16 protein-coding genes are annotated in these 20,590 nt (G+C 61.8%); 2 read left to right on the top strand and 14 right to left on the bottom strand.

The features are described 5' to 3' along the window. The first annotated feature begins 14 nt into the window (after positions 1-14). Positions 15-1,403, top strand: coding sequence for a Gfo/Idh/MocA family oxidoreductase (locus PLL20_01815; GenBank protein HPD28703.1), 1,389 nt, complete (start codon positions 15-17; stop codon positions 1,401-1,403). Here the strand turns inward: PLL20_01815 and PLL20_01820 are convergent. The 12 genes from PLL20_01820 to nuoD form a co-directional block, all read right to left on the bottom strand. After that, positions 1,369-2,949, bottom strand: a complete 1,581-nt coding sequence (locus PLL20_01820; protein HPD28704.1) for an NADH-quinone oxidoreductase subunit N — start codon at positions 2,947-2,949, stop codon at positions 1,369-1,371. The genes PLL20_01815 and PLL20_01820 overlap by 35 nt on opposite strands. Beyond that, complete coding sequence (locus tag PLL20_01825; protein ID HPD28705.1) at positions 2,942-4,714, bottom strand: NADH-quinone oxidoreductase subunit M; 1,773 nt, start codon at positions 4,712-4,714, stop codon at positions 2,942-2,944. Before PLL20_01825 ends, PLL20_01820 begins: the two co-directional genes overlap by 8 nt. A 7-nt stretch (positions 4,715-4,721) precedes the next feature. Continuing rightward, a complete protein-coding gene (nuoL, locus tag PLL20_01830; GenBank protein HPD28706.1) occupies positions 4,722-6,713 on the bottom strand; it encodes an NADH-quinone oxidoreductase subunit L in 1,992 nt (663 codons plus the stop codon). Between the two features lie 73 nt (positions 6,714-6,786). Beyond that, positions 6,787-7,089 carry an NADH-quinone oxidoreductase subunit NuoK gene (gene nuoK / locus PLL20_01835; protein ID HPD28707.1) on the bottom strand — a complete coding sequence of 101 codons (303 nt, stop codon included), beginning with the start codon at positions 7,087-7,089 and terminating at the stop codon, positions 6,787-6,789. A gap of 106 nt (positions 7,090-7,195) precedes the next feature. Further along, the gene (locus PLL20_01840; GenBank protein HPD28708.1) at positions 7,196-8,041 is read right to left on the bottom strand and encodes an NADH-quinone oxidoreductase subunit J; all 846 of its coding nucleotides are present in this window, start codon (positions 8,039-8,041) and stop codon (positions 7,196-7,198) included. Continuing rightward, the gene (locus tag PLL20_01845; GenBank protein ID HPD28709.1) at positions 8,038-8,631 is read right to left on the bottom strand and encodes an NADH-quinone oxidoreductase subunit I; all 594 of its coding nucleotides are present in this window, start codon (positions 8,629-8,631) and stop codon (positions 8,038-8,040) included. Before PLL20_01845 ends, PLL20_01840 begins: the two co-directional genes overlap by 4 nt. A gap of 14 nt (positions 8,632-8,645) precedes the next feature. Further along, on the bottom strand, positions 8,646-9,986 hold the full coding sequence (locus PLL20_01850; protein HPD28710.1) for an endo-1,4-beta-xylanase: 1,341 nt from the start codon (positions 9,984-9,986) through the stop codon (positions 8,646-8,648). Further along, positions 9,983-11,191 carry an NADH-quinone oxidoreductase subunit NuoH gene (gene nuoH, locus PLL20_01855; GenBank protein HPD28711.1) on the bottom strand — a complete coding sequence of 403 codons (1,209 nt, stop codon included), beginning with the start codon at positions 11,189-11,191 and terminating at the stop codon, positions 9,983-9,985. Before nuoH ends, PLL20_01850 begins: the two co-directional genes overlap by 4 nt. Before the next feature lie 2 nt (positions 11,192-11,193). Continuing rightward, positions 11,194-12,819 carry a molybdopterin-dependent oxidoreductase gene (locus tag PLL20_01860; protein HPD28712.1) on the bottom strand — a complete coding sequence of 542 codons (1,626 nt, stop codon included), beginning with the start codon at positions 12,817-12,819 and terminating at the stop codon, positions 11,194-11,196. Between the two features lie 131 nt (positions 12,820-12,950). Next, the gene (gene nuoF, locus PLL20_01865; GenBank protein HPD28713.1) at positions 12,951-14,300 is read right to left on the bottom strand and encodes an NADH-quinone oxidoreductase subunit NuoF; all 1,350 of its coding nucleotides are present in this window, start codon (positions 14,298-14,300) and stop codon (positions 12,951-12,953) included. Between the two features lie 92 nt (positions 14,301-14,392). Continuing rightward, positions 14,393-14,965, bottom strand: coding sequence for an NAD(P)H-dependent oxidoreductase subunit E (locus PLL20_01870; protein HPD28714.1), 573 nt, complete (start codon positions 14,963-14,965; stop codon positions 14,393-14,395). Between the two features lie 291 nt (positions 14,966-15,256). Continuing rightward, positions 15,257-16,489: an NADH dehydrogenase (quinone) subunit D gene (gene nuoD, locus PLL20_01875; protein ID HPD28715.1), complete on the bottom strand. Its 1,233-nt coding sequence runs from the start codon at positions 16,487-16,489 to the stop codon at positions 15,257-15,259. 297 nt (positions 16,490-16,786) lie between these two features. On the opposite strand from nuoD, the gene PLL20_01880 reads away from it, so the two are divergent. Continuing rightward, positions 16,787-17,752 carry a hypothetical protein gene (locus tag PLL20_01880; GenBank protein HPD28716.1) on the top strand — a complete coding sequence of 322 codons (966 nt, stop codon included), beginning with the start codon at positions 16,787-16,789 and terminating at the stop codon, positions 17,750-17,752. A 296-nt stretch (positions 17,753-18,048) separates the two neighbouring features. Here PLL20_01880 and PLL20_01885 read toward each other — a convergent pair whose 3' ends face one another. Continuing rightward, positions 18,049-18,993, bottom strand: coding sequence for an endonuclease/exonuclease/phosphatase family protein (locus PLL20_01885; protein ID HPD28717.1), 945 nt, complete (start codon positions 18,991-18,993; stop codon positions 18,049-18,051). A 110-nt stretch (positions 18,994-19,103) separates the two neighbouring features. Beyond that, positions 19,104-20,150 carry a TIM barrel protein gene (locus PLL20_01890; GenBank protein ID HPD28718.1) on the bottom strand — a complete coding sequence of 349 codons (1,047 nt, stop codon included), beginning with the start codon at positions 20,148-20,150 and terminating at the stop codon, positions 19,104-19,106. Positions 20,151-20,590 lie beyond the last annotated feature (440 nt).

Consider the following 20,590-nt stretch of genomic DNA (forward strand, 5'->3'; position numbering starts at 1 on the left):
AAGGGAGCAGCCTAATGGAGAAACCGTCAAGCGAACGCAAGCCCGAAGTCAACCGTCGCGATTTTCTTAAGGGGGCGGCCGCTTCGGCCGGCGCGGCGATGGGGGTCGTGGTCCTGGAAGGTTGTGCCGGTCTGACGCGGGTGGGTCCGGCCGCGGCGATTCCCGCGTTCAAGCCGCGGGACGTCGTGCGGATCGGCTTTGTCGGCGTGGGAGGCATGGGGACGAACCACTGCAATAACCTGTTGAAGATCGAAGGGGCCGAGTTGCGTGCGGTCTGCGACATCGTGCCCGAGAAGGTTGCTCATGTACAGAGACTGGCCGAGCAGGCGGGCAAGCCCAAGCCGGTCGGTTACAGCGCCGGCCCTTGGGACTTCAAACGGATGTGCGACCGCGAGGATCTCGATCTCGTGTACACCGCGACGCCCTGGGAGTGGCACGTTCCCGTTTGCCTGTATGCGATGAAGACCGGCAAACACGCCGCGACGGAGGTTCCGGCGGCCATGACGCTTGAAGAATGCTGGCAGCTGGTCGAGACGTCCGAGCAGACGGGCCGTCACGCCATCATGATGGAGAACTGCTGCTACGACCGATCCGAGATGATGGTGCTGAACATGGTTCGCAAGGGCCTTTTCGGGGAGATTGTCCATGCGGCCGGCGGTTACCTTCATGACCTGCGGGCGCTCAAGTTCAGCAGCGCCGGCGAGGGTCTTTGGCGGCGGGCTCACGGCTGGAGACTTGACGGCAACCTGTATCCGACCCATGGTCTTGGTCCGCTGGCCTGGTACACGAACATCAACCGGGGCGATCGTTTTGATTTTCTGGTCTCGATGAGCAGTGCCGCCAGGGGGATGCAGGCTTATGCGGCCGAGCATTTCCCGCCGGATGATCCGCGCCGCAAGGAGAAATCGGTGCTCGGCGACGTGAACACCACCCTCATGCGCACGGTCAACGGCGTCTCGATCATGCTGCAGCACGACACCAACCTCCCCCGGCCGTACAGCCGGATCAACCTTGTTCAGGGGACGAAAGGCATCTTCCGCGGGTTCCCGGACCAGATCTACGTCGAGGGCCGCAGCAAGGAGCATGAGTGGGAGTCGCCGGAGGCCTACCGCAAGGAGTTCGCCCACCCGTTGTGGGTGACGATGGAGGAGAAAGCCAAGGGGGCCGGCCATGGCGGCATGGACTTCATCGAGGACTATCGCCTGATTAAGGCTCTCAGACACGGATGGTATCCTGACCTGGATGTCTACGATGCCGCGACCTGGAGCGCGGTTGTCGATCTATCCGTCAAATCTGTGGCCGGCCGGTCGAGACCGGTCGATTTCCCCGATTTCACACGCGGCAAGTGGAAGACGACACCGGCCATACCTATCTTCGATGCGGACCAGCCGTGTCGTGCTTGATGGCTTGTCGGCGGCTGGGCGGCTGGGGAAAAGGGGAGTTCTTGGCCAGCATGCTCGGCGGGCGCAGCTCGAGGAACGGCTGGCTGGACATGCGGATCAGCGGTGCGGGCCAAAGGCCGATCAGCAGGACGGCCAGGCAGCAGCAGAACACACCGAACTGGAGCGGTCGGCTGCGGGTGACGAGAGCAAACCGGTATCGGGGAGGCCGCAGATAGCAGGCGGCGACGATTCGCAGGTAATACGCGGCGGCAATGGCGGCGTTGATGACGCCAATGACGGCCAAGGCGATCAGGGCAAGGCGATGGGGGTGGCTCGGGTCGACTGACAGGGCGCTGCTGAAGATGTACAGCTTGCCGAGGAAGCCGGCCGTGGGAGGCAGGCCCATCAGACTGAAAACACAGACCGCCAGAGCGAATGCCGCTGACGGATGGCACCGCGACAGGCCGGCCAAGTCGTCCAATTCCTCGACTTCGCGCCCGTCAGCTCGGGTGACTGACAGAACCGCGAAAGCCCCGAGGTTCATCAGGCCGTAAACGGTGACGTAAAAGAGCATGGCGGAGAGGCCGTTTCGCAGCGGTCCGCCTCCCGCGACGGGGCCGGCCAGCACGGCTACCAGCATGTAGCCGGAATGAGCGACGCTCGAATAAGCGAGGATCCGCTTGACGTTGGTCTGCAACAGGGCCAGGGCATTACCGACGATCATTGTTGCCACCGCCGCAATCCACAGGAATGCAAAGCCGATGTCGGGAATCTCCCAGCCAAGCGGGCCGGTCCCTCGCGGCTGGACCAGCATGAGCAGCTTGATCAGCGCAACGAAGCCGGCCAGTTTGGGAAAGAAGCCGAGCAGCCCGGCGGTGGGGGAGGCCGAGCCCTGATAGACGTCGGCGGCATAGGCGTGGAAGGGCACGGCTGCGATCTTGAATGCGATGCCCGAGAAGGCCAGGAGCATACCGATGATGACGTAGGCATGGTTGCCGTCGAGATTCATCCGGCTCAGGCAGGTGTCGCCGGATGCTCCATAGAGAAAGCTCAGGCCGTAGGCGAGCAGTGCGGCGGCCAATGCGCCGAGGAAGAAATACTTGAAGCCCGCTTCCTGGGCACGGATGTCACTTCGTCCCATGGAAACCAATATGTAAGTGGGCACACTAACCAGTTCGACGGCCAGGAACAGCAGGACGAGGTCGTCGGCCATGGTCGTCAGCATGATGCCGGTCAGGCTGAACAGGATCATGCTGAAGATTTCGCCGCGCTGTTCCTCCTGCGGGATGTGATGGTGAACCAAGAGCACGACCAGGCCGATGCCCAAGGCCGTCAAACGCACATACCAGGTCAGGCTGGTCAGTTCGACGCCGAATGCGCGGATCGGCCGTTCCAGCGGGCCGGCTGCCCATGCTATTGCCAAGGCAGCCAAAGCGGTGAGAAACGCCAGGAGAAACGAACTGGCTCGCACGGCTTCTTGTCGGGCCAAGCCGATAAGCAAGACCAGCGACGCGCCTGCCACGAGTGTCACCTCGGGGGCCAGAAGAAGAAGGGAGGAATCATTCATAGTCGAGGCCTCCGTGCCATGAGGCTCGACGAGTAGTCCCGAGTGGTGAACGACGGTTCAAGAATGTTTCATCCGGTAGTTCGTGGCGCTGGACGGTGATTCCTGAATCCTGGGTTTTCCCAGGCGTCTCTCGCAGCCGGGCCAGAATCTGTCTGTCTGCCGCCGGACGAATGCTGCTGAGAATCACATTGGGAAAGAGGCCCAGGACGAGGCATGCGGCGGCAATGGGGGCCAGAATGCCGATTTCGCGTTTGTCCAAATCACGGGACAGGCCGGCGTAGTCTTCGGGCGCCCGTGCCGGCTCGCGCAAGGGGCCGAACAGCACCCGCCGGCACAGATACAACATGTAAGTCGCTCCGAGGATTACACCCGAGGCGGCAAAAGCGGCGTGCATGATTCCTAGCGGGCCGGTGCCATCGGCGTTCGACGTCAGGGTGCCGAGCAGGACGAGGAACTCGGCCACGAAGCCGTTAAGACCCGGCAGGCCGATGCTGCTGAGAGTGAAGAAGACAAGAAAGAACGCCATCCAGGGCATGGGTCGAGCCAGTCCGCCAAGCTGGTCGAATCGGCGGGTGTGATACCGCTCGTAGATCATGCCGACGACAAGAAACAGGGCTCCAGTGGAGAGGCCGTGGTTCAGCATGTACATCACCGAGCCGACAAGCCCTGCGGATTTCAGGCTGAACATGCCGAGAATGCAGAAGCCGAGATGCGAGACAGAGGAATAGGCGATGAGCTTCTTGATATCCTGCTGAACCCACGCCGCCAGGGCTCCCCAGATGATTCCGCCGATGGCCAGTATGGCCATCAGAGGAGCAAACGCAAATGTTGCCGCGGGAAGCATCGGCAGGCTGAACCGCAGGAATCCGTAGGTGCCGAGTTTGAGCAGGATGGCGGCCAGCAGGACACTGCCGGCCGTGGGTGCTTCAGTGTGGGCCAATGGCAACCAGGTGTGGAGGGGGAACAGCGGCACTTTGATGGCAAAGCCGGCTGCAAAGGCGACGAAGAGCCACCATTGCGTCTCGGGCGGCAGCCGCAGGGCATAGAGTGTCTCAAGGTCGAAAGTGAACACACCGACGCCGTTTGCCGAAGCCGGCAGCGAATACGCCTGGTAAGCCAGGAAGAGAACGCCTGCAAAGGTTAAGACACTGCCGGCGAAGGTATAGATGAAGAACTTATGAGCGGCCTGTTGCCGTTTCGGACCGCCCCAGATGCCGATGATGAAGTACAGCGGGATCAGCGTGAACTCGAAGAAGATGTAGAAGAGCAGCAGATCTCGGGCGCAGAACACGCCGATCATGCCGGCTTCGAGCAGGAGCATCAGGACATGGTATTCCTTGACTCGCCGGCGGATCGACGCGAAGCCCGACCATAGTGTCAGCGGGGCGATGCCGGCCGTCAGCACAACCAGCCATAGGCTGATACCGTCTACGCCGACATGATAGCGGAAATCGACGTAGCCGGCCCCGCGAGCTGCCGATGGGGCGGTCTCTTCGTCGCTGACCCACAGCCGGTCGAGACACAGCGCATAGCGTCCCTGCTCGGCAAGAGATCGACCACTGCGGTCTACTGCCCCGAAGAATAGCAGGATTGCCAGGAGGGTCAATATCGCGGTGGCCAATGAGAAGCCCATTGCAGTGCGGCGGATCCGGCGGGCGGCGGCCTCATCCGCTTCGCGAGCCTCGGCGAGGCCAACGACAACCGCACCCACCAGTGGCAGGGTGATCAGCAGTGTCAAGATCCAGGTTTCCGCCAACTCAGTCATAAGGTTTCTACTTCATCAGCCAGACGATCAATGCCATCAGGACGATGCCGCCGGTCATCACCACGCCGTAACCTTGCGTCGCTCCGGTTTGCAGTGTGCGAAGCGCCGCACCGAGGGCCTGCGGAACGGCCACGATCAATCGCAGCGTGCCGTCGATGAAAAACTGGTCGAGGGCGTACAGCGAAGCGCCCAACCTCCACAGGGGCCGGACGATCAGGGCATCGTACGCCTCGTCAACGTAGTACTTGTTAACCAAAAGCCCGTGGATTCGGGGAAACGCCTGACGAACGGTCTGCGACCATGTCGGACGCCGGACGAAAAGCACGTAGGCGGCCGCTATGCCCAGGATCGCCAGTGCTGCTGACACATACATCAGTGCATATCCGTCGCCGTGAGTCCGGTGTCCCAAGCGGGGAATCGATGCTTCCTTGAACGGTGCGACGACCGGGGCGAGAAACTCGTGGAATGCGCCGCTCGGCTCGAACAGTCCTGCAAACCCCCCTGGGCGAATCGCCACGCCCGCGTAGCCGGCGGTGACGGTCCCCGCGGCCAGCAGGACAAGCGGCACCAGCATCCAGCGGCCGGTCTCGTGTGGATGAACGCCTTCGGGAATTCGCGGTTCGCCGTGAAAGGCAATGAACATCATGCGGAAGGTGTACAGCGCCGTCAGGATGGCCGTCGTCATGCCTAGAATTCCATACACCGGATGAAACACGAAGGCGGCGTGAATGATCTCGTCTTTGCTGAAGAACCCGGACAGCAGGGGGAAGCCCGCCAAGGCGAGCGAGCCAATCAAGAATGTCAGGAAGGTGACGGGCATGATGCTTTTCAGGCCGCGGAACTCGCGGATGTCGATGATGCCGCCCATGGCGTGCATGACGCTGCCGGCCCCCAGGAACAGCAGGGCCTTGAAGAAGGCGTGAGTGAACAGGTGGAAGATGGCCGAGTCCGCCGCGAAAACGCCGACGCCGAGGAACATGTAACCCAACTGGCTGATGGTCGAGTAAGCCAGGATCCGCTTCATGTCGTACTGGGCGATTGCGATGGTTGCGGCAAATAGGGCGGTGGCCGCCCCGACAACCGCAACCGTGTTCAATGCGACCGGCGAAGCCGCGAAAACGGGACCGCATCGCACGACCATGTAGACGCCGGCCGTGACCATCGTGGCGGCGTGGATTAATGCGGAGACCGGACTGGGACCTTCCATGGCGTCCGGCAACCACACATGTAACGGCAATTGGGCGCTCTTGCCGACCGCCCCGCAAAACAGAAGCAGGGCGATAGTCGTGGTCTGGCCGGCGGTCAGATGTCCGAGATAGCTGAAGGCCGTGGCGTAGTCGAGCGGGCTTTCGCCGGGCGGCACGTGCGGGGCCAGCCAGCGGTAGAGCAGGAGAACGGCCAGGCCGAAGCCGAAATCGCCGATGCGGTTGACCACAAAGGCCTTCATTGCCGCTCCAGCCGCGGCCGGGCGCTGATAGTAGAAGCCGATAAGCAGGTAGCTGCACAAACCGACTGCTTCCCAGCCGAGATAGAGCAGAAGGAAGTTGCCGGCCAGGACCAGCGTGCACATGCTGCAGACGAACAGGCCCATGAAGGCGAAGAACCGTTCGTAGCCGCGCTGGGGGCGTCCATGATGTCGCATGTAATCGCGGGAGTAGATCACGACCAACAGAGCAACGCCGCAGATGGTGGTCAGCATGATCGTTGTCAGTGGATCGACCTGAAAACTGATGTTGAACGAGACGCCGGCCGCCGGAACGAACCATGAATAGAAGATATAGGGGTCATCATAGGCTCGAACCGGCAGTGAGGCGACCTCGAGAAGAAGGAGAATGCTGCATACCAAGGCCGCACCGACGCCGATAATGATCGGCCAGTGACTGGCGCCCTTGATCGCGCGCGGGCCGGCCAGTCCCGCGATCGCGGTTCCCAGCAAGGGCAGCAGAGGGACCAGTGGGGCGAGGTTCAGAATGTCGGTGTCGACTGCGGCCAGCATCATCGTCGTGTTGTCCGTTTTGCCGCGGCCGGCATTGCCTGGCGAAGCATGAGCCGCCAAGCCGGCCGCTGCGAGTCTATCCCCGCATTTCCTCCCAGGCGTGACTGTCCAAGGTTGTCCTTCGGCGGAACAGCAGGACAACCAATCCGAGGGCCAAGCTGGCCTCTACGGCCGCGACCACCACCAGGAACAACGAGAACACCTGTCCGGTCAAATGGCCATGCTTGAGGCCGAAACCCACGAGGTTGAGAATCACTCCCTGGAACATGACTTCCGTGGACAGGAACATGAGGATCATGTTGCGGCGGGCGAGAAAACCGGCGACACCGATCCCGAAGAGGATCGCGCCGACCAGAATGTAAGCGTTCGTCAGGTCCATCGTTTTCCCGGCGTTGCAGGGCCGACGCCCCTGTCGGCCCATCTTTCCGCGATGCATCCCCGAGCCCAACGCAGTGGGGCCGACGCCCCCGTCGGCCCATCCCATTTCAAAACGGCGGTGCTTCACGGCCGCGCCGCTTGATATCCGTTTCTTCCGCCTGCGCCGCCAATTCGGCGGGCGTCAAAGCCTCAGCCTCGATCCGCTTGCGAGCCAGACTCACAGCTCCGACAAGTGCGACGAGCAGCAGGATGCCCGCGGTTTCAACCGCCAGGACATAGGTGGTCATCATGCTCTTGCCAATCAACCGCACGTTGCCGGCGGACTCGTCGTCGACGGGGGACGACTGCCCGGCGTTTGTGGACGCGGCAAGCGACCGTCCTTCGCTCTCAGTGGCACCGACAAGCACGCCGGTGTTTGCCATCTGCGAGGCGGAATCAGCCGAAACCATCGCCTGGACGACGGCAGCGGACAGAAGAAAGCCCAGCGTGACCGCCGCCAGCGGCTCACGTCCTGTCAGGTTCGCCGGATCGGTTTCCTGCTGCTGCGTCAGCATGATCACAAAGACATAGGTTACAAGAATCGCTCCGGCGTACACGATGACCAGGGCCGCGCCAAGGAACTCGGCCAGGGCCAGCAGACATAGTGCGGCCACCGCCAGGACCACGAGCACGAAGTACAGCGCGCAGTAGATCGGCTTCGGATGCGTCACCACCCGGACCGCCGCCACAATCGCCACCAGGGCGAAGAGAACAAAGAACGCTCGTCCATCGAACGCCTCACCGATCCAGCGAACACAGTACGTTGCGATTGCCGCCAGCGATGCGGCCCCGAGAATGCGCGCGGTCCATCGCAGCGGTCGGCCTGTTGATCGACCGGCGGGCATGGACAAATACACGCCCGCCGCGCCGAGGGCCAGAAAGGCATACAGAATGTACATGCCAGTCGTGGTCACAAGCTACCGGCCTCCGTTTCATTGCCGTATGGTCGGGGTGACGGCGAAATCAAGCCGCCGGTGCCGCCATAGCCGGTGATGGGCGGGTTCTTGCGCGGCTTCTCGTCCCGCGTCTGATCGAACACTTCGAGCAGCTTGTTGATATCGAAGATCATCTCCTGCCGCGAGTACTCCACGATCGAGTATTCCGGCGTCAGCTCGATCGCATCTACCGGGCAGGCCTCTTCGCACATGCCGCAGTAGATGCACACCAGTTCGTCGATGTCGAAACGTACGGGGTACTTCTCGCGATCGGGCCACGGTGCCTCCGCCCCGACGATATGAATGCAATGAGCCGGGCAGGCCGTCTCGCACATGAAACAGGCCACGCAGGCCACGCGGCCCTGCTCGTCGCGGTTGAGCCGGTGGACGCCGCGATAGATCTCCTTGCGGACCTTTACCCGCTCCTCCGGATACTGAACCGTCAACCGCTTGGCGAACAGATGCCGGAACGTGGTCTTGAGGCCGTTGATGATCTGCGGCAGATAGAGCTTGTCCGCGGCCGTCAACTTCGGCTCAGTGATCTCGATGATGTCCTCATCCTTGATCATGCGCGATCCCGCCGTCATGGGATGAATGCCAGGTCCACCTCGATCGGTTTCTGGTTCGTCTTGCCGATAGAGAAGTCTCCGCTCAGCGGCCGATCCGAGAATCCGCCGAGATCGGCTGTTGTCACCGTGTAATCGCCGAGGAATCCGCGGAAGCGGACCTCGCCGTTCCCTTCCACGGTCGCCACGGTCTCGGTGGTCCACCACGTACCCTTGATCCGCTTCATCAGCTCCTCGTAGGCCGGTTTGGGCGTCATGTCTTCGCGCAGCAGACCGGCGGGGGCACCTTGCCATGCGTTATAGTCCGTGAAGTCCCACCAGGTGATCGCCTCGACGGCCGGATGGCTGAACAAGATGGTATAGAACCGCACGACTTCTTCGGCTTGTCGTTTTTCGCCCTCGGGTGTGCTGGCCCATTTGAACTTGGAGCCGGCCTGCTGCCGCTGCTCGGCCAGATTCCTGCCTTGGGCGCCCGAAATGAACGTCGTTTCAGTGAAGTGCAACGGCTTGCCGTAGCGGGCAAACCTTTCGCAGACGTCCCAGATCTTTTCGGCCGGCCACGCTCCGCCGTGCTGATGAGACTGAATGCCGATCACGTCGTAAAGGGGCCTGCCTTCGTCGTCCACCAACTCGTCGATCACCTTTGCGGCGAACTCGTCGCCGACGGCGTAATCATTGATGATTAATGTGGCCTTGGGATTGCCTTTGCGCGCGGCTTGGAAGGCGGCTCGGACAAAGGGCCCGACTCCCATATCACGAATGATCTTGGTCAGTCTGGGAGAGTTCTTCTTGCAGTCCGGCCGATCGTAGTGCGTTGCCTCGTTGACCACGTCCCAGATATCGATCTGCCCGGCGAAGCGGCGGCTGCACTCCTCGATCCGCTCGAGTTGAAGTCGCAACACCTCCTTCGGATCGTCCGGAAGCCATTTTGGATCGAACCAGTTCCAGGCCAGCGGATGTCCCTTCGTCATCACGTTGTGGGCGGCGCACCAGTCGGCCATCACCTTGGTCTTGTCATAATCAGGCCTTCCGCGATCTTTCTCATAGTGCCACCAGTAGAAAGGCAACGTCGCGTAGTTGAGCAGGGCGGCGTAATGCTGCTCGTAAGCGGCATTGGCCTCGGGGCTCCCGCAGGCGCCAAGCTTGAAGATATTGGAGCCGAAGAGAAACGCATGGCGCGTTTGTCTGATCCGCACGTGAAGCCCGGCAGGAGGCACTCTGCCATTGTTGGTGAGTCGGAGCACGATATCGCCCTTGCGATGCTTCTCAATCCGTGCGTCCGCCTGGCCGAGAATGTCGGCCTCCGGGAGCGGGGCGGCCAGGGTTGCGGCCGCAAGAATCAGTGTCAGAACGTTCATTCGAACCTCCTTGTCAGCGAGCCTTCGATGGGCGGCAGGTTGGCCTGGCGGCCGGTGATGGCCGGCGACCAGACATAGAATCTCAACACGGCCGCCCCGAACACGGCTGCATTGCACAGCGGCGACCAGAACGACGCGACGACGTTCTTATAGAGCAGCAACGAGGTCAGGACGACCAACGCGATGCCCGCCGGCACCAGGCCGTTCCAGGCAAACCGCATGAGCTGGTCGAATCGCGGCCGAAAGAGCGTCCATCGAACCCACATAAAGAAAAGGATGAAGACGACGACCTTGCTGAGCACGATGGCAAACTGGCACAAGGCGGCGGCAAGCGTCTGCGACTTGTAGATCCAGTCGAGCCAGCCCCAGCCGAGCCGCGTGCTGAAGGGGAACAGCTCCCAGCCGCCGAGAAACAGAGCGGTCATGAACGCGCTTACTGTGATCAGGTGGGCGTATTCGCCAAGGAAGAACAAGGCCATTTTCATCGAGCTGTATTCGGTGTGGTAGCCCCCGACGAGTTCCTGCTCGGACTCGGCCAGGTCAAAAGGCATGCGGTTGGTCTCGGCGAAGGCCGTGACGAGCAGTATCAGGAACGCCAGCGGGTGCAGCAGAACGTTCCACGTGGACTGCATCTGGTACTCGACGATCTTCTCCAGCCGAACCTGCCCGGTGGTGAGCACCACGACGAGGATGGCCAGCCCCATCGGGATCTCGTAGCTGAGCGTCTGGGCGGCGGCCCGCATTCCGCCGTAAAAGGAGAACTTGTTGTTGCTCGACCACCCGGCCAGTACCAGCCCGTACACGCCCATGGCCCCGACCGCCAGAATGTAGAGCAGGCCGATGTCCACGCCGGCCACCTGCACGCGCACCGGCTCGGGCCCGCCCAGGTCAAGCGGGCCGCCCCAGGGGATTACCGCGAAGCCGATCATTGCAACGGCAAAAGCGATGCACGGCGCAAGGAAGAACAAAGGCCGATCCGCGCCGCGGGGTGTGAAATCTTCCTTGAGCAGGAACTTCACCCCGTCGGCTATCGGCTGCAGCAGGCCCAGCGGCCCGGCCCGGTTCGGCCCGATTCGGTCCTGGAGCCATGCGCATACCTTGCGCTCCAGCAGGATAGCATATGCGACGAACCCCATGATGATAGTGATGAGCACCACCATCAGTGCCACGCTGAAGCCGAGTTGGGTCTTGAGCAAGTCGATCATCTTCAGTGCTGAAATCTCGGCTGCGGTTCCGGCACGTGCACGTCCGCCATGGCCGGCACCGTCGGGATCATCATCTTCCGCACCTTCTCACTCGCATACAAGCCTGTGTGGCCGGCGATCGCGTACAGGTACTGCCCGTCATGCATGGCTCCTTCGGGCGGATCGACCGCTCTCTCAAACGGTTGTACCAGGCCGGCGTGGTTCATGAACGTCCCCTGACGCTCCGTCCACGCACAGAAGGGCAGCACAACGTCGGCCCGTGCGGTCAGCCTGTTGGGGAACATGTCCTGAACGATGAGCAACTCGGGTTTTGCGGCCGCGTCCGGCAACGTCTGTGTGGGCCAGTCGTTGTCGGGGTAACCGCCGACGATCCACAGGGCCTGAAAACGCCCGGCGGCAGCCTCTTTCCATAATTCCTCACGTGGCAGCACCGGCCCGCCCATCGCCGTTAGAATCGCCTCGATGCCTCGGCGGTTGGGGTGCTTCTCGGGTCGGATGACGAATCTGGCCGACTCCTCGGCCGCCCCGACGGGAAAAACCTCCGGCTCGCCAATCGTGTGGACGTCGCCCAGCGACAGGGCGGCGTGCGGAGCGATCCGGCGGACGAAGTCGGCCAGGAGCCAAGCCTCTTCGCAGCACATTTCCGGAGACAACTGGACGGCGACCGATGCGGGGCCGTGCCGGTCGATTGTTTGGCTTAGTCGCCGGCGGACGAGCTCCGGAGCCGATTCCCAGAGCAGCGGCTCGTGGCCATTTTCGCAACGAACGGCGGGCGTCGACAGCCGTTTCTCATCGAGAATGAACTTCCAGCCGAACCGCCCGTCGTCACAGATCCACCAGTCGTTCACGCCAACGTTCCATCGAGGCCTGAGCCGGTAAACACGGTTGCGGTTTTGATCGATGCGGATCGCGCAGCCGGTGCTGCACGCCCGGCAGATCGAGTTGGTTGTCGTCAGGAACCATACCCGTTGGGCGAAGAGGAAATCCTTGTCCAGCAGCGCCCCGACCGGACAGATGTCCACGACGTTGCCCTGCAGCTTGTTGGTCAGTGGTCGGCCGGGGAAGGCATCAATTTCAGCGACATGACCGCGGTTCACGATGCACAATTCACTCGTCCCGGAGACTTCGCGAGTAAATCGCACGCAGCGAGAGCAGAGCACGCAGCGGTCCTGGTAGAGCAGGGTTCGCGGTCCCACATCCTTCTTGGGGTTGACGGTCTTGGGGTCGACCATTCGCGAAACGGCCTCGCCGAACTTGAGGCTGTAATCCTGGAGGTAGCATTCGCCCGCCTGATCGCAGACCGGACAGTCCAGGGGATGATTCAACAGGTAATACTCCATGATGCGCTTGCGGTGCTCGTGGATCTTCTCCGTCTCGAAACGAACCTCCAGCCCGTCGCGGACCGGCGTCTGGCAACTGGGAATCAGCCGCGGCGACCATTCGAGGTCCCCGCTCTTGGGGTCGAGTATCTTCATTTCCATCAAACACAGCCGGCATGAGGCGACGACAGACAGGCCCGGGTGATAGCAGTAATGGGGCACATCGATGCCGGCATCCAGAGCTGCCTGGAGCACGGTAATGCCGTCGCGGCATTGAATTGTTCGGCCATCGATGATGATTGTGGGCACGGATCAGTCTATTAGCCTGTCAGTCTGTTAGACTGTTAGGAAACGAACAGAACCTGGTCGGGTTGCCGCCCCGGCAGATCGAACATGCTCACTTCCTAGTAGTCTAGAGGTCTAGCAGCCTAGTAGCCTCCTCATCCTTTTCTCCCCGCGATCGGCATCTCGTACACCGCGGGATTGATCCTTCGCAACGTCTGCGCCACCGCCGCCGGTTCCTGGCGTCGAATGTGCTCCTCGAACTCGCTTCGATACTTCTCGACGATCGTTCTGATCGGATACACCGCCCCGTCGGGAAGACCGCAGATGCTCATGCCCGGTATCATGCCCATGTTGTGCGAATTCTCGATCAGGATGTCGAGATCCTCGCTGCGTCCCGCGCCGGCGGCGATGCGCTTGGCGATCTTATACATCCAGGCGGATCCCTCGCGGCACTGCGTACACTGGCCGCAGGATTCATGGGCGTAGAACCGGGTTACATTCAGCAGCACCTTGCGGATGTCGGTTTCCTCGTTGATGACGATGGCCCCGGCCGTGCCCAGGCCGAGCAGGCCGTATTTCACCGGATCTTCGAAGTCCAGCTTGCAGTCCAATTCATCGCCGGTCAGGATCCCGACCGACAGCCCGCCGGGGATCACGCCCTTGACCTTCTTGTCGCCGATCATGCCACGGCCGAAATCGTCGCCGTAGATCAGCTCTCGCACCGTCAGCCCCAGCGGCGCCTCGAAACAGCCTGGGCGGTTGACCGGCCCGGAGATCGTGTACAGCTTGGGACCGTTGCTTCCAGGTGTACCGATGGAGCGGAACCAGGCCGCGCCTTGCTCGATGATGTGCGGAAGGCAACAGAGCGTCTCGACGTTATTGACCACCGTGGGTTGTCCGAAAAGGCCCTTGATGGCGGGAAAGGGCGGCTTGATTCGCGGCCAGCCGCGCTTTCCTTCAAGCGATTCGATCAGCCCTGTCTCCTCGCCGCAGACGTACGCCCCTGCGCCGCGATGAATGTGGCAATCGAGCGAGTAATCGCAGCCGAGGATACGCTTGCCGAACAGGCCTGCCGCGTAGGCCTCGTCGAGGGCCTTCTGAAGGATGTGGAAGGTCTCGTGGAACTCGACGCGGATGTAGATATATGCGACGGTTGCCCGTGTGGCGTATCCTGCGATCAGGATGGCTTCGAGCAACTGGTGCGGGTCATGGTCGACGATGTATCGGTTGTTGAACGTGCCCGGTTCGGATTCATCGAAGTTGACGCAGAGATATGTGATGCTCCTGTCGGCGGGAAGGAACGACCATTTCACGCCGGTCGGGAAGCCTGCGCCGCCTCGACCGCGAAGATTCGATCGCTTGACTTCGTCGACGACCTGCTGGGGAGTCATCGTGCGGAGCGCTTTGGCCGCCGCGGCGTATCCGCCCCGCGCGCGGTACGTTTCCAGCCGCCGCACCCCTGCGACGCCGACATTCCTCAACAAGACCGGTTCAAACCGTTTCATGATCACTGCGCTGTCGTCAGGCGCACCTCACGCCCTCTTGCCGAACCGTGCTTGCCGCGCCGTAGCGCACCGAAGGCCGGAACGGTGCCTTCTCACGCCTTCACCCCGTCATACAAATCACTCCGTTCCAAGCCGATCTTGTCATTGTCGGGGTCTGCCAGAATGCGGGGCACGTCCTCGGGGCGCACGTTTTTGTGTAACCGCTCGTTGACCAGCAGGCAGGGGGCGTATTCGCACGCGCCGAGGCATTCCTCCGTCACGAAACTGTATTCACCATCTGCGGTGGTCTCGTGCTCCCTGATACCCAGGTGCTCGCAAACCGCCCGATTGACCTCCTGGACGCCCATCAGCTCGCACGAGAGACCCCGACAGGCGACGATCACTTTGCGTCCTCTCGGTTTGGTCCAATAGTGCGTGTAAAAGGATGCCGTGTCCATGACCTCTGATGGAGCAAGCTCCAGCAGCTCGGCCAAGTCGCGCATCGCCCGGCGGCTCACGCAGCCATAAGTCTCCTGCACGATGTGCAGGGCCGGCAGCAGGGCGGCCCGCTTGCTGGGATACCGGGTGAAGAATCCGCGGATTCTCGCCTTCACCGCCTCGCTGATCTGCGGAGATTCCGCGTCGTCCGGTGCCGGTTGATTCCTGTCGATCGTTCGCCACGCCATCGTTTTCTCTGTCGTTCTTCGCGGATCACCGGGCCGACGCTCATGTCAGTCCGTTTGACTCCGATCGTGGGGCCGACGCCCTCGTCGGCCCTTTGTGACTCTGACCGTGGGGCCGACGCCCTCGTCGGCCCTTTGTGACTCTGACCGTGGGGCCGACGCCCTCGTCGGCCCTTTGTGACTCTGACCGTGAGGCCGACGCCCTCGTCGGCCCTTGCTGACTCACGGTGTTCGTCGAAGTCCGCCGCACGGCCCCGGGCTTGCCCGTGGGGTTCCATTGGCGATCTTCATCCGTTACCTGTCCAACTCTGCGGCGATGATGTTCAGGCTACCCAACACCGCGACTACGTCGCTGATCTGATGCCCGACGATCAGGTGTTCGAAGGCCTGAAAATGAACAAGGCTCGGCGGCCGGCAGCGGGCGCGGTACGCACAGCGCCCGCCGTCGCTCACCAGGTAAAAGCCCAGCTCTCCGTTGGCCGTCTCATTGGCCCCGTATACCTCGCCCACCGGGGGCGTAAACCCTCGGTTGGTCATGATCAGCTCGAAGTGGTGAATCAATCCCTCGATGCTGAAGTAGACCTCTCGTTTGTCGGGCAGTGTGACCTTATCGTTTGGAAGCACATTCACCGGCCCGGGCGGAATGTTGTCGATCAACTGGTGGATGATGCCTGCGGCCTGCTTGATCTCCTCGATCCTGACCAGGTAACGAGCGAGCACGTCACCGCCGGTAGCGATGGGCACCTGGAACGAGACCCCGGACGAGCCTTTGCCGTCCCAATTGTCCGCATAGCAGAGATACGGTTCATCCTTGCGGAGATCGCGACGCACGCCGGAAGCTCGGGCCAGCGGACCCGTCCAGCCCCAGGAGATGGCATCGTCCCGGCTCATATAGCCGATGCCCTTGGTTCGCTCGATAAACAGCCGGTTGCGGTTCAGCAGGTTTTCGAGATCGCTGATCGCCCGTGGAAGGCGTGCGAGGAACTCCTTCACGTGCCGGGGCCATTCGGGCGGAATATCGAACATGAGGCCGCCCACGCGCGTGTAACTGGTCGTGAAGCGGGCGCCGCAGACCTCTTCGAAAAGGTCGTTGATCCATTCCCGCTCATTGAAGCCGTAGAGAAAGGCCGTGAATGCGCCAAGGTCCAAGGCGGCGGCCCCCACACAAAGCAGGTGGTCCTGGATGCGCGCCAACTCGGCGATGATCGTTCGAATGGCCTTGCAGCGGGGTGTGATCTCGATGCCGAACAACTTCTCGCAGGTGTGGTGCCATGCGATGTTGTTGGCCATCGGACTGATGTAGTTCATGCGGTCCGTGATTGTCACGTACTGGTTGTAGTCGAGATGCTCGCCGAGCTTTTCGAACCCGCTATGGAGATAGCCGATATGCGGGGTGCAGGCTACTACCGTCTCACCGTCCAGTTCCAGGACAAGCCGAAGCGTGGTATGCGTGGCCGGGTGCTGGGGGCCGAAGTTCAGGCACCAAAGCTCGCGATGGCCGGGACCTTCGAGCAGCCCCTGTCGCACGAAAGTCGTTGGCTGTGGCGAACTTACGGACACTCAACACGCCCCTGTCGTCACCATGGCGCCCGGTTCTTTCGGCACCCGTCGCGTCCAGCCTGGTTACTGGCTCGGCGGAGCGCCCTTTGTGCCCGGCGTCACGAAGATGATAGGGTCTTGGCGCGGGGGCGGCAAGGCGGGGGCAGGACCGCGCGATGTTGTTTTGAGTTGTGCGGATTCCGAGCCTATAGTGACTTGCGATTCAAAGGGGTGGGACATTGCTTGTGCGGGAACGTCGATCCCAGGACGGCAAGGGACGTGGTATTGAAGAGCAGCCTACAACTCGTGCCGATGCACGTCGGGCAATGCACGCTCGGCAAGAACCACGTCCTGGGCGATCCTCATAGCGACGAGGATCGGGTTGATTTCACGCTTTATGCGTTCCTGGCGGATGGCGGTCCCGGGCGTCGTGCCTTGATCGATCTGGGGCCTGTCGGACTGCCCTACATCAACTGGATGTTCAGGCGCTACGGCTTCTTCCGCGATTTGCCGGGCGCCCCCGACGATGTGCGTCAGCCGCACGGCAACATCTTCGATTGGCTGAGTCGGCTGAACATCGCTCCCGAGAGTGTCGGCCACATTGTCTTTACTCATTTGCACGCTGATCACCATGGCCTGACCGACGGCAAGGATGGCGGGGCGATCCTGCGATTCCCCAACGCCCGCATTTACGTTTCCAGGACAGGCTGGGAGGACAACCTCACAAAACGGGTGAACGGAGGCTGGAACAGTTACGTCGATTTCGCGTTCTCCGACTTCTTGCTTGACGCCGACAAGGCCGGCCGGCTGGCGGTCCTTGATGAGGGCGAGGTCATGCCGGGCGTAACGGTGAGCTATCTTGGGGGGCATTCGGTGTGCAGCCTGGCCGTGCGCATCGAGACTCCCTCGGGCGCGGCGGTGGTCTGCAGCGATGACGTCTATCGGTATGACCTGCTCGAGCAGGGTATTCTGGCGCGGCTGCGGGTGACTCACGCCCGGCTGCTCGCGGCGACCGAACGGCTGGTCGGTATGGCCGAGGCCGGAGCGATTCTGCTGCCGTGTCACGATCCAGGCATCTTCGATATGTACAGCCGCTACAAGCAAGAATGGCTGGGGCATCTCAAGCCTGTGTCGCACCGCGCTGCCGCCGGGTTCCGACGTTCCGCCAAGGTCCTGCTGGGCCGGTTGCCGGATGACAGCGTGCCCTCCCCAGCGCGGCCGCGAGACTGCAAGACACCGGCTATGCCCTGACTTCAGACAAGCCGGGCCTGCTGCAGAATCAAATGGCGTGCCGGTACCTGAAGCGGGCTTTGCAGCCCTCTTCTCCAAACGGTTTCTTCTTGAGGTGCGGAAGACGTCGTCGAAGAAGGGGAGTCTGACGGGTGGGTGTTGATGTCAATAAGCCTTCATCCGCGATGCTTTTCTTAAGCGGCCTGCCTTAGGAATGCCGGCCACGTTTCAACTTTTGCTTACCTTTGCCGGTGATGCTGGTTGAGGATTGGGCAAAGAGCTTCCGCCCTGCCATCCGAACGGTTTTTCCTCGCCGCTCAATTCGCCAGTTGGATTTCACAGATCAGCGGCCGATGGTCAGACTTCCACGTCCAGCCCAACTCGCAACGTGTCACCCGAAGCAGCCGACTGACCCATGCTTGGTCGATGGCCAGCACCGGGCATGGTATCGGCCACGTTGCGTAATGGCCTTTGCCGGCTGCCTCGAAGGCATTAAGGAAATCCTGCCGAAGTCCGCGAAGGTGGATCGAATCTGCAGGCGTATTGAAATCCCCGATGATGATCGTCGGCTCATTTGACATCGAGCAAGCCAAGCGAGTCAAGGTCTGTATCGCCGCCGCCCGCGAGTAAAACGGGTTGCTCCTGATCTCCGGTTGGATGACGCTGAGACGAACACCGCCGACCAGCACCGACGTGTGTTTGTACCAGGCGCGGTCTGCCAAATCGCCACATTCATGCTCGACAAGCTCGCCGCGCGTGATCAGTATCATACCATGATAGATTGTCGAGATGTTGTATCCGGGGAACGCCGCCGCGTATTGGGCGATTCGTTCCTTGGTGGCCGGGCCGGCCTCATTCATGGCGATGATATCCGGATTGACCCGACGGATCTGATCGATGACGCCCGGCCGTTCCAAGGCGCGCCCTGCGGTGTTCCAGGCCAGGACCCGCACGCCTTTGCCGTCGCTGGCCGTCGCGGAAGTGAAACGGGTCGCACAGTGCCACCATGCCATGCAAGCCACGGCGGCACCGAGGCACAACCAGCCCATACGCCGACGACGCCGGACCAGGAGCAACAAGCAGGCTATTGCGGCGATGCCTGCCAGGACAATGATGGGCGTTGCGTAGAAGATGGTGGATGCCGGAACAAAGCTATCCCGGACGGTCAGCCTGATCAGCAGAGCGACAACCCAATAAACCGCGAGGACGGCAGCGGCTTGGTCAGCGATGCTCCCGGCGTTTCTTCGGCACCACGCGATCATCTGACGTTCCCGACGGGGCCTCGTTGCCCGTTGCGGCCCAAACAGACGGGGCATTCCGCACCTGCTGCTTGCGGAATGCCCCGGTTCTGGCGAAGAAAGCAGGCCGACCCTTACCTGCCGAGCAGGTGCTCGATGACCATGCGCTCCAGTCCTTCGTAATCGCGGTTGCGGATGAACTCCGCCTCTTTTTTGCGGTTGAAGGTTCTCACCTTGGCCAGCAGCAGCTCGAAGAATCGCTTGCTGTTGGCCAGGTGGGCGGTATTATTGGACTGTTTCTGTGTCCGCATGACTTTGACGTCCAGACCGACCATCTCGCCGTTGAGGCCGAAGCCGCCTTCCTCGAGCACTCGGACCTGGTTGAACGCTCGCCGCAGGTTGTCGGCGGCAAAGCTCTTGTCCTCGTCAAACTTCAAGCCGTTCTGGTCGTTCAGATGCACGCTCCAGAGCTTCTTGTGGTATAGGGCGAAGGCCATCTCGTCCGACGGGTCCAGCCCGGCCAGCAGGGCGTGGGCCGTCTCGATGAGCCCGCCGACCCGCGACGGGTCATCGGAGAGATAGGCCAGCGAAATGGCGTGCCCGATCGTCGGTACGTAGGCGTGGTCCATGGGCTCGTTGGGCTTCGGCTCGATCAAGATGCGCACTTCCTTGTTGTGGTTGAGCATCTTGTTGATCGCCTGCATGAGGTACTCGTGGGCGATCCGGGCGTTCTTAGATTCGCGGATGTAGGTGCCTTCGCGGGCCAGCCAGAGAACGATCTGGTTGGCGCCCAGCTCGAAGGCGATGTCGATCGCCTGCAACGAGCGATCGATAGCGTATCGGCGACAAGCCGCGCTGTTGGAGGTGTAGCCGCCGTCAATGGTCATCGGGTTTTCCCACAGGCGGGGGGCCACGAACTCGGGGACCAGCCCGTGGTCCTTCAGGATCTTGCCGAGCTGGGCTGCACGCTTGAGCACGGTCGAGGCCGGCAGGGTGTCGAGCTCCGGCACGGCGTCGTCGTCGTGGAACTGGACCCCGTCAAAGCCCAGATCCTTGTAGACCTTCAGTTTCTTGGCGAAGCTGACCGGTTGCCGGACGGGAGGGCCAAAGGGGTCGGCGCCTTCATGAATGTTCCAGGGTCCGAACGAGAAACGGTATCTCTTGGTCTGCTTTTTAGCCACGCTACGTTCCTTTCGAGTTCAAGGCTCCAATACGAATGCATCGCAACATGCCCGGGCGGCAAGCCCGGAACACGCTATTGCCGATGGTAGGGTACCCCAAGGGTCATTCCCCGGCAAGGCGGCTGCCAAGGAGGAGCGAGGGGGTTCGTGACGCTTCAGGCGGGAGGGTGCCAGGGCTCTTTCAGAACCGCGACCGTGAGGGAGCGGCGCAGCACGGGTCGCCTTCGCTTCGCGGAACCTATGCTTCCCCGTGCCAGCCTGTGTTATGGAAGACACCGGTGAACAAGCCGCTGACGGGACCCGCCGGGTGCCATGCCCACGGCTCTGCGTGGGCATGCTTGAGCTGAAAGCTGACAGCAGAATGCTGAAAGCTCGCCTCTCTGAAATCTCCATTCCCAAATCCGCAATCCTGCCCCTTTGAATGGTACCAACGCGTGGTG

Source organism: Phycisphaerae bacterium, assembly GCA_035384605.1.
Lineage (GTDB): Bacteria > Planctomycetota > Phycisphaerae > UBA1845 > PWPN01 > JAUCQB01.

Bases quoted from the DNA above. Each gene is read 5' to 3' on its own strand.
- PLL20_01815 (HPD28703.1), top strand. From the start codon at position 15: ATGGAGAAACCGTCAAGCGAACGCAAGCCCGAAGTCAACCGTCGCGAT.
- PLL20_01820 (HPD28704.1), bottom strand. From the start codon at position 2,949: ATGAATGATTCCTCCCTTCTTCTTCTGGCCCCCGAGGTGACACTCGTG.
- PLL20_01825 (HPD28705.1), bottom strand. From the start codon at position 4,714: ATGACTGAGTTGGCGGAAACCTGGATCTTGACACTGCTGATCACCCTG.
- nuoL (HPD28706.1), bottom strand. From the start codon at position 6,713: ATGATGCTGGCCGCAGTCGACACCGACATTCTGAACCTCGCCCCACTG.
- nuoK (HPD28707.1), bottom strand. From the start codon at position 7,089: ATGGACCTGACGAACGCTTACATTCTGGTCGGCGCGATCCTCTTCGGG.
- PLL20_01845 (HPD28709.1), bottom strand. From the start codon at position 8,631: ATGATCAAGGATGAGGACATCATCGAGATCACTGAGCCGAAGTTGACG.
- PLL20_01850 (HPD28710.1), bottom strand. From the start codon at position 9,986: ATGAACGTTCTGACACTGATTCTTGCGGCCGCAACCCTGGCCGCCCCG.
- nuoH (HPD28711.1), bottom strand. From the start codon at position 11,191: ATGATCGACTTGCTCAAGACCCAACTCGGCTTCAGCGTGGCACTGATG.
- nuoF (HPD28713.1), bottom strand. From the start codon at position 14,300: ATGAAACGGTTTGAACCGGTCTTGTTGAGGAATGTCGGCGTCGCAGGG.
- PLL20_01870 (HPD28714.1), bottom strand. From the start codon at position 14,965: ATGGCGTGGCGAACGATCGACAGGAATCAACCGGCACCGGACGACGCG.
- PLL20_01885 (HPD28717.1), bottom strand. From the start codon at position 18,993: ATGATCGCGTGGTGCCGAAGAAACGCCGGGAGCATCGCTGACCAAGCC.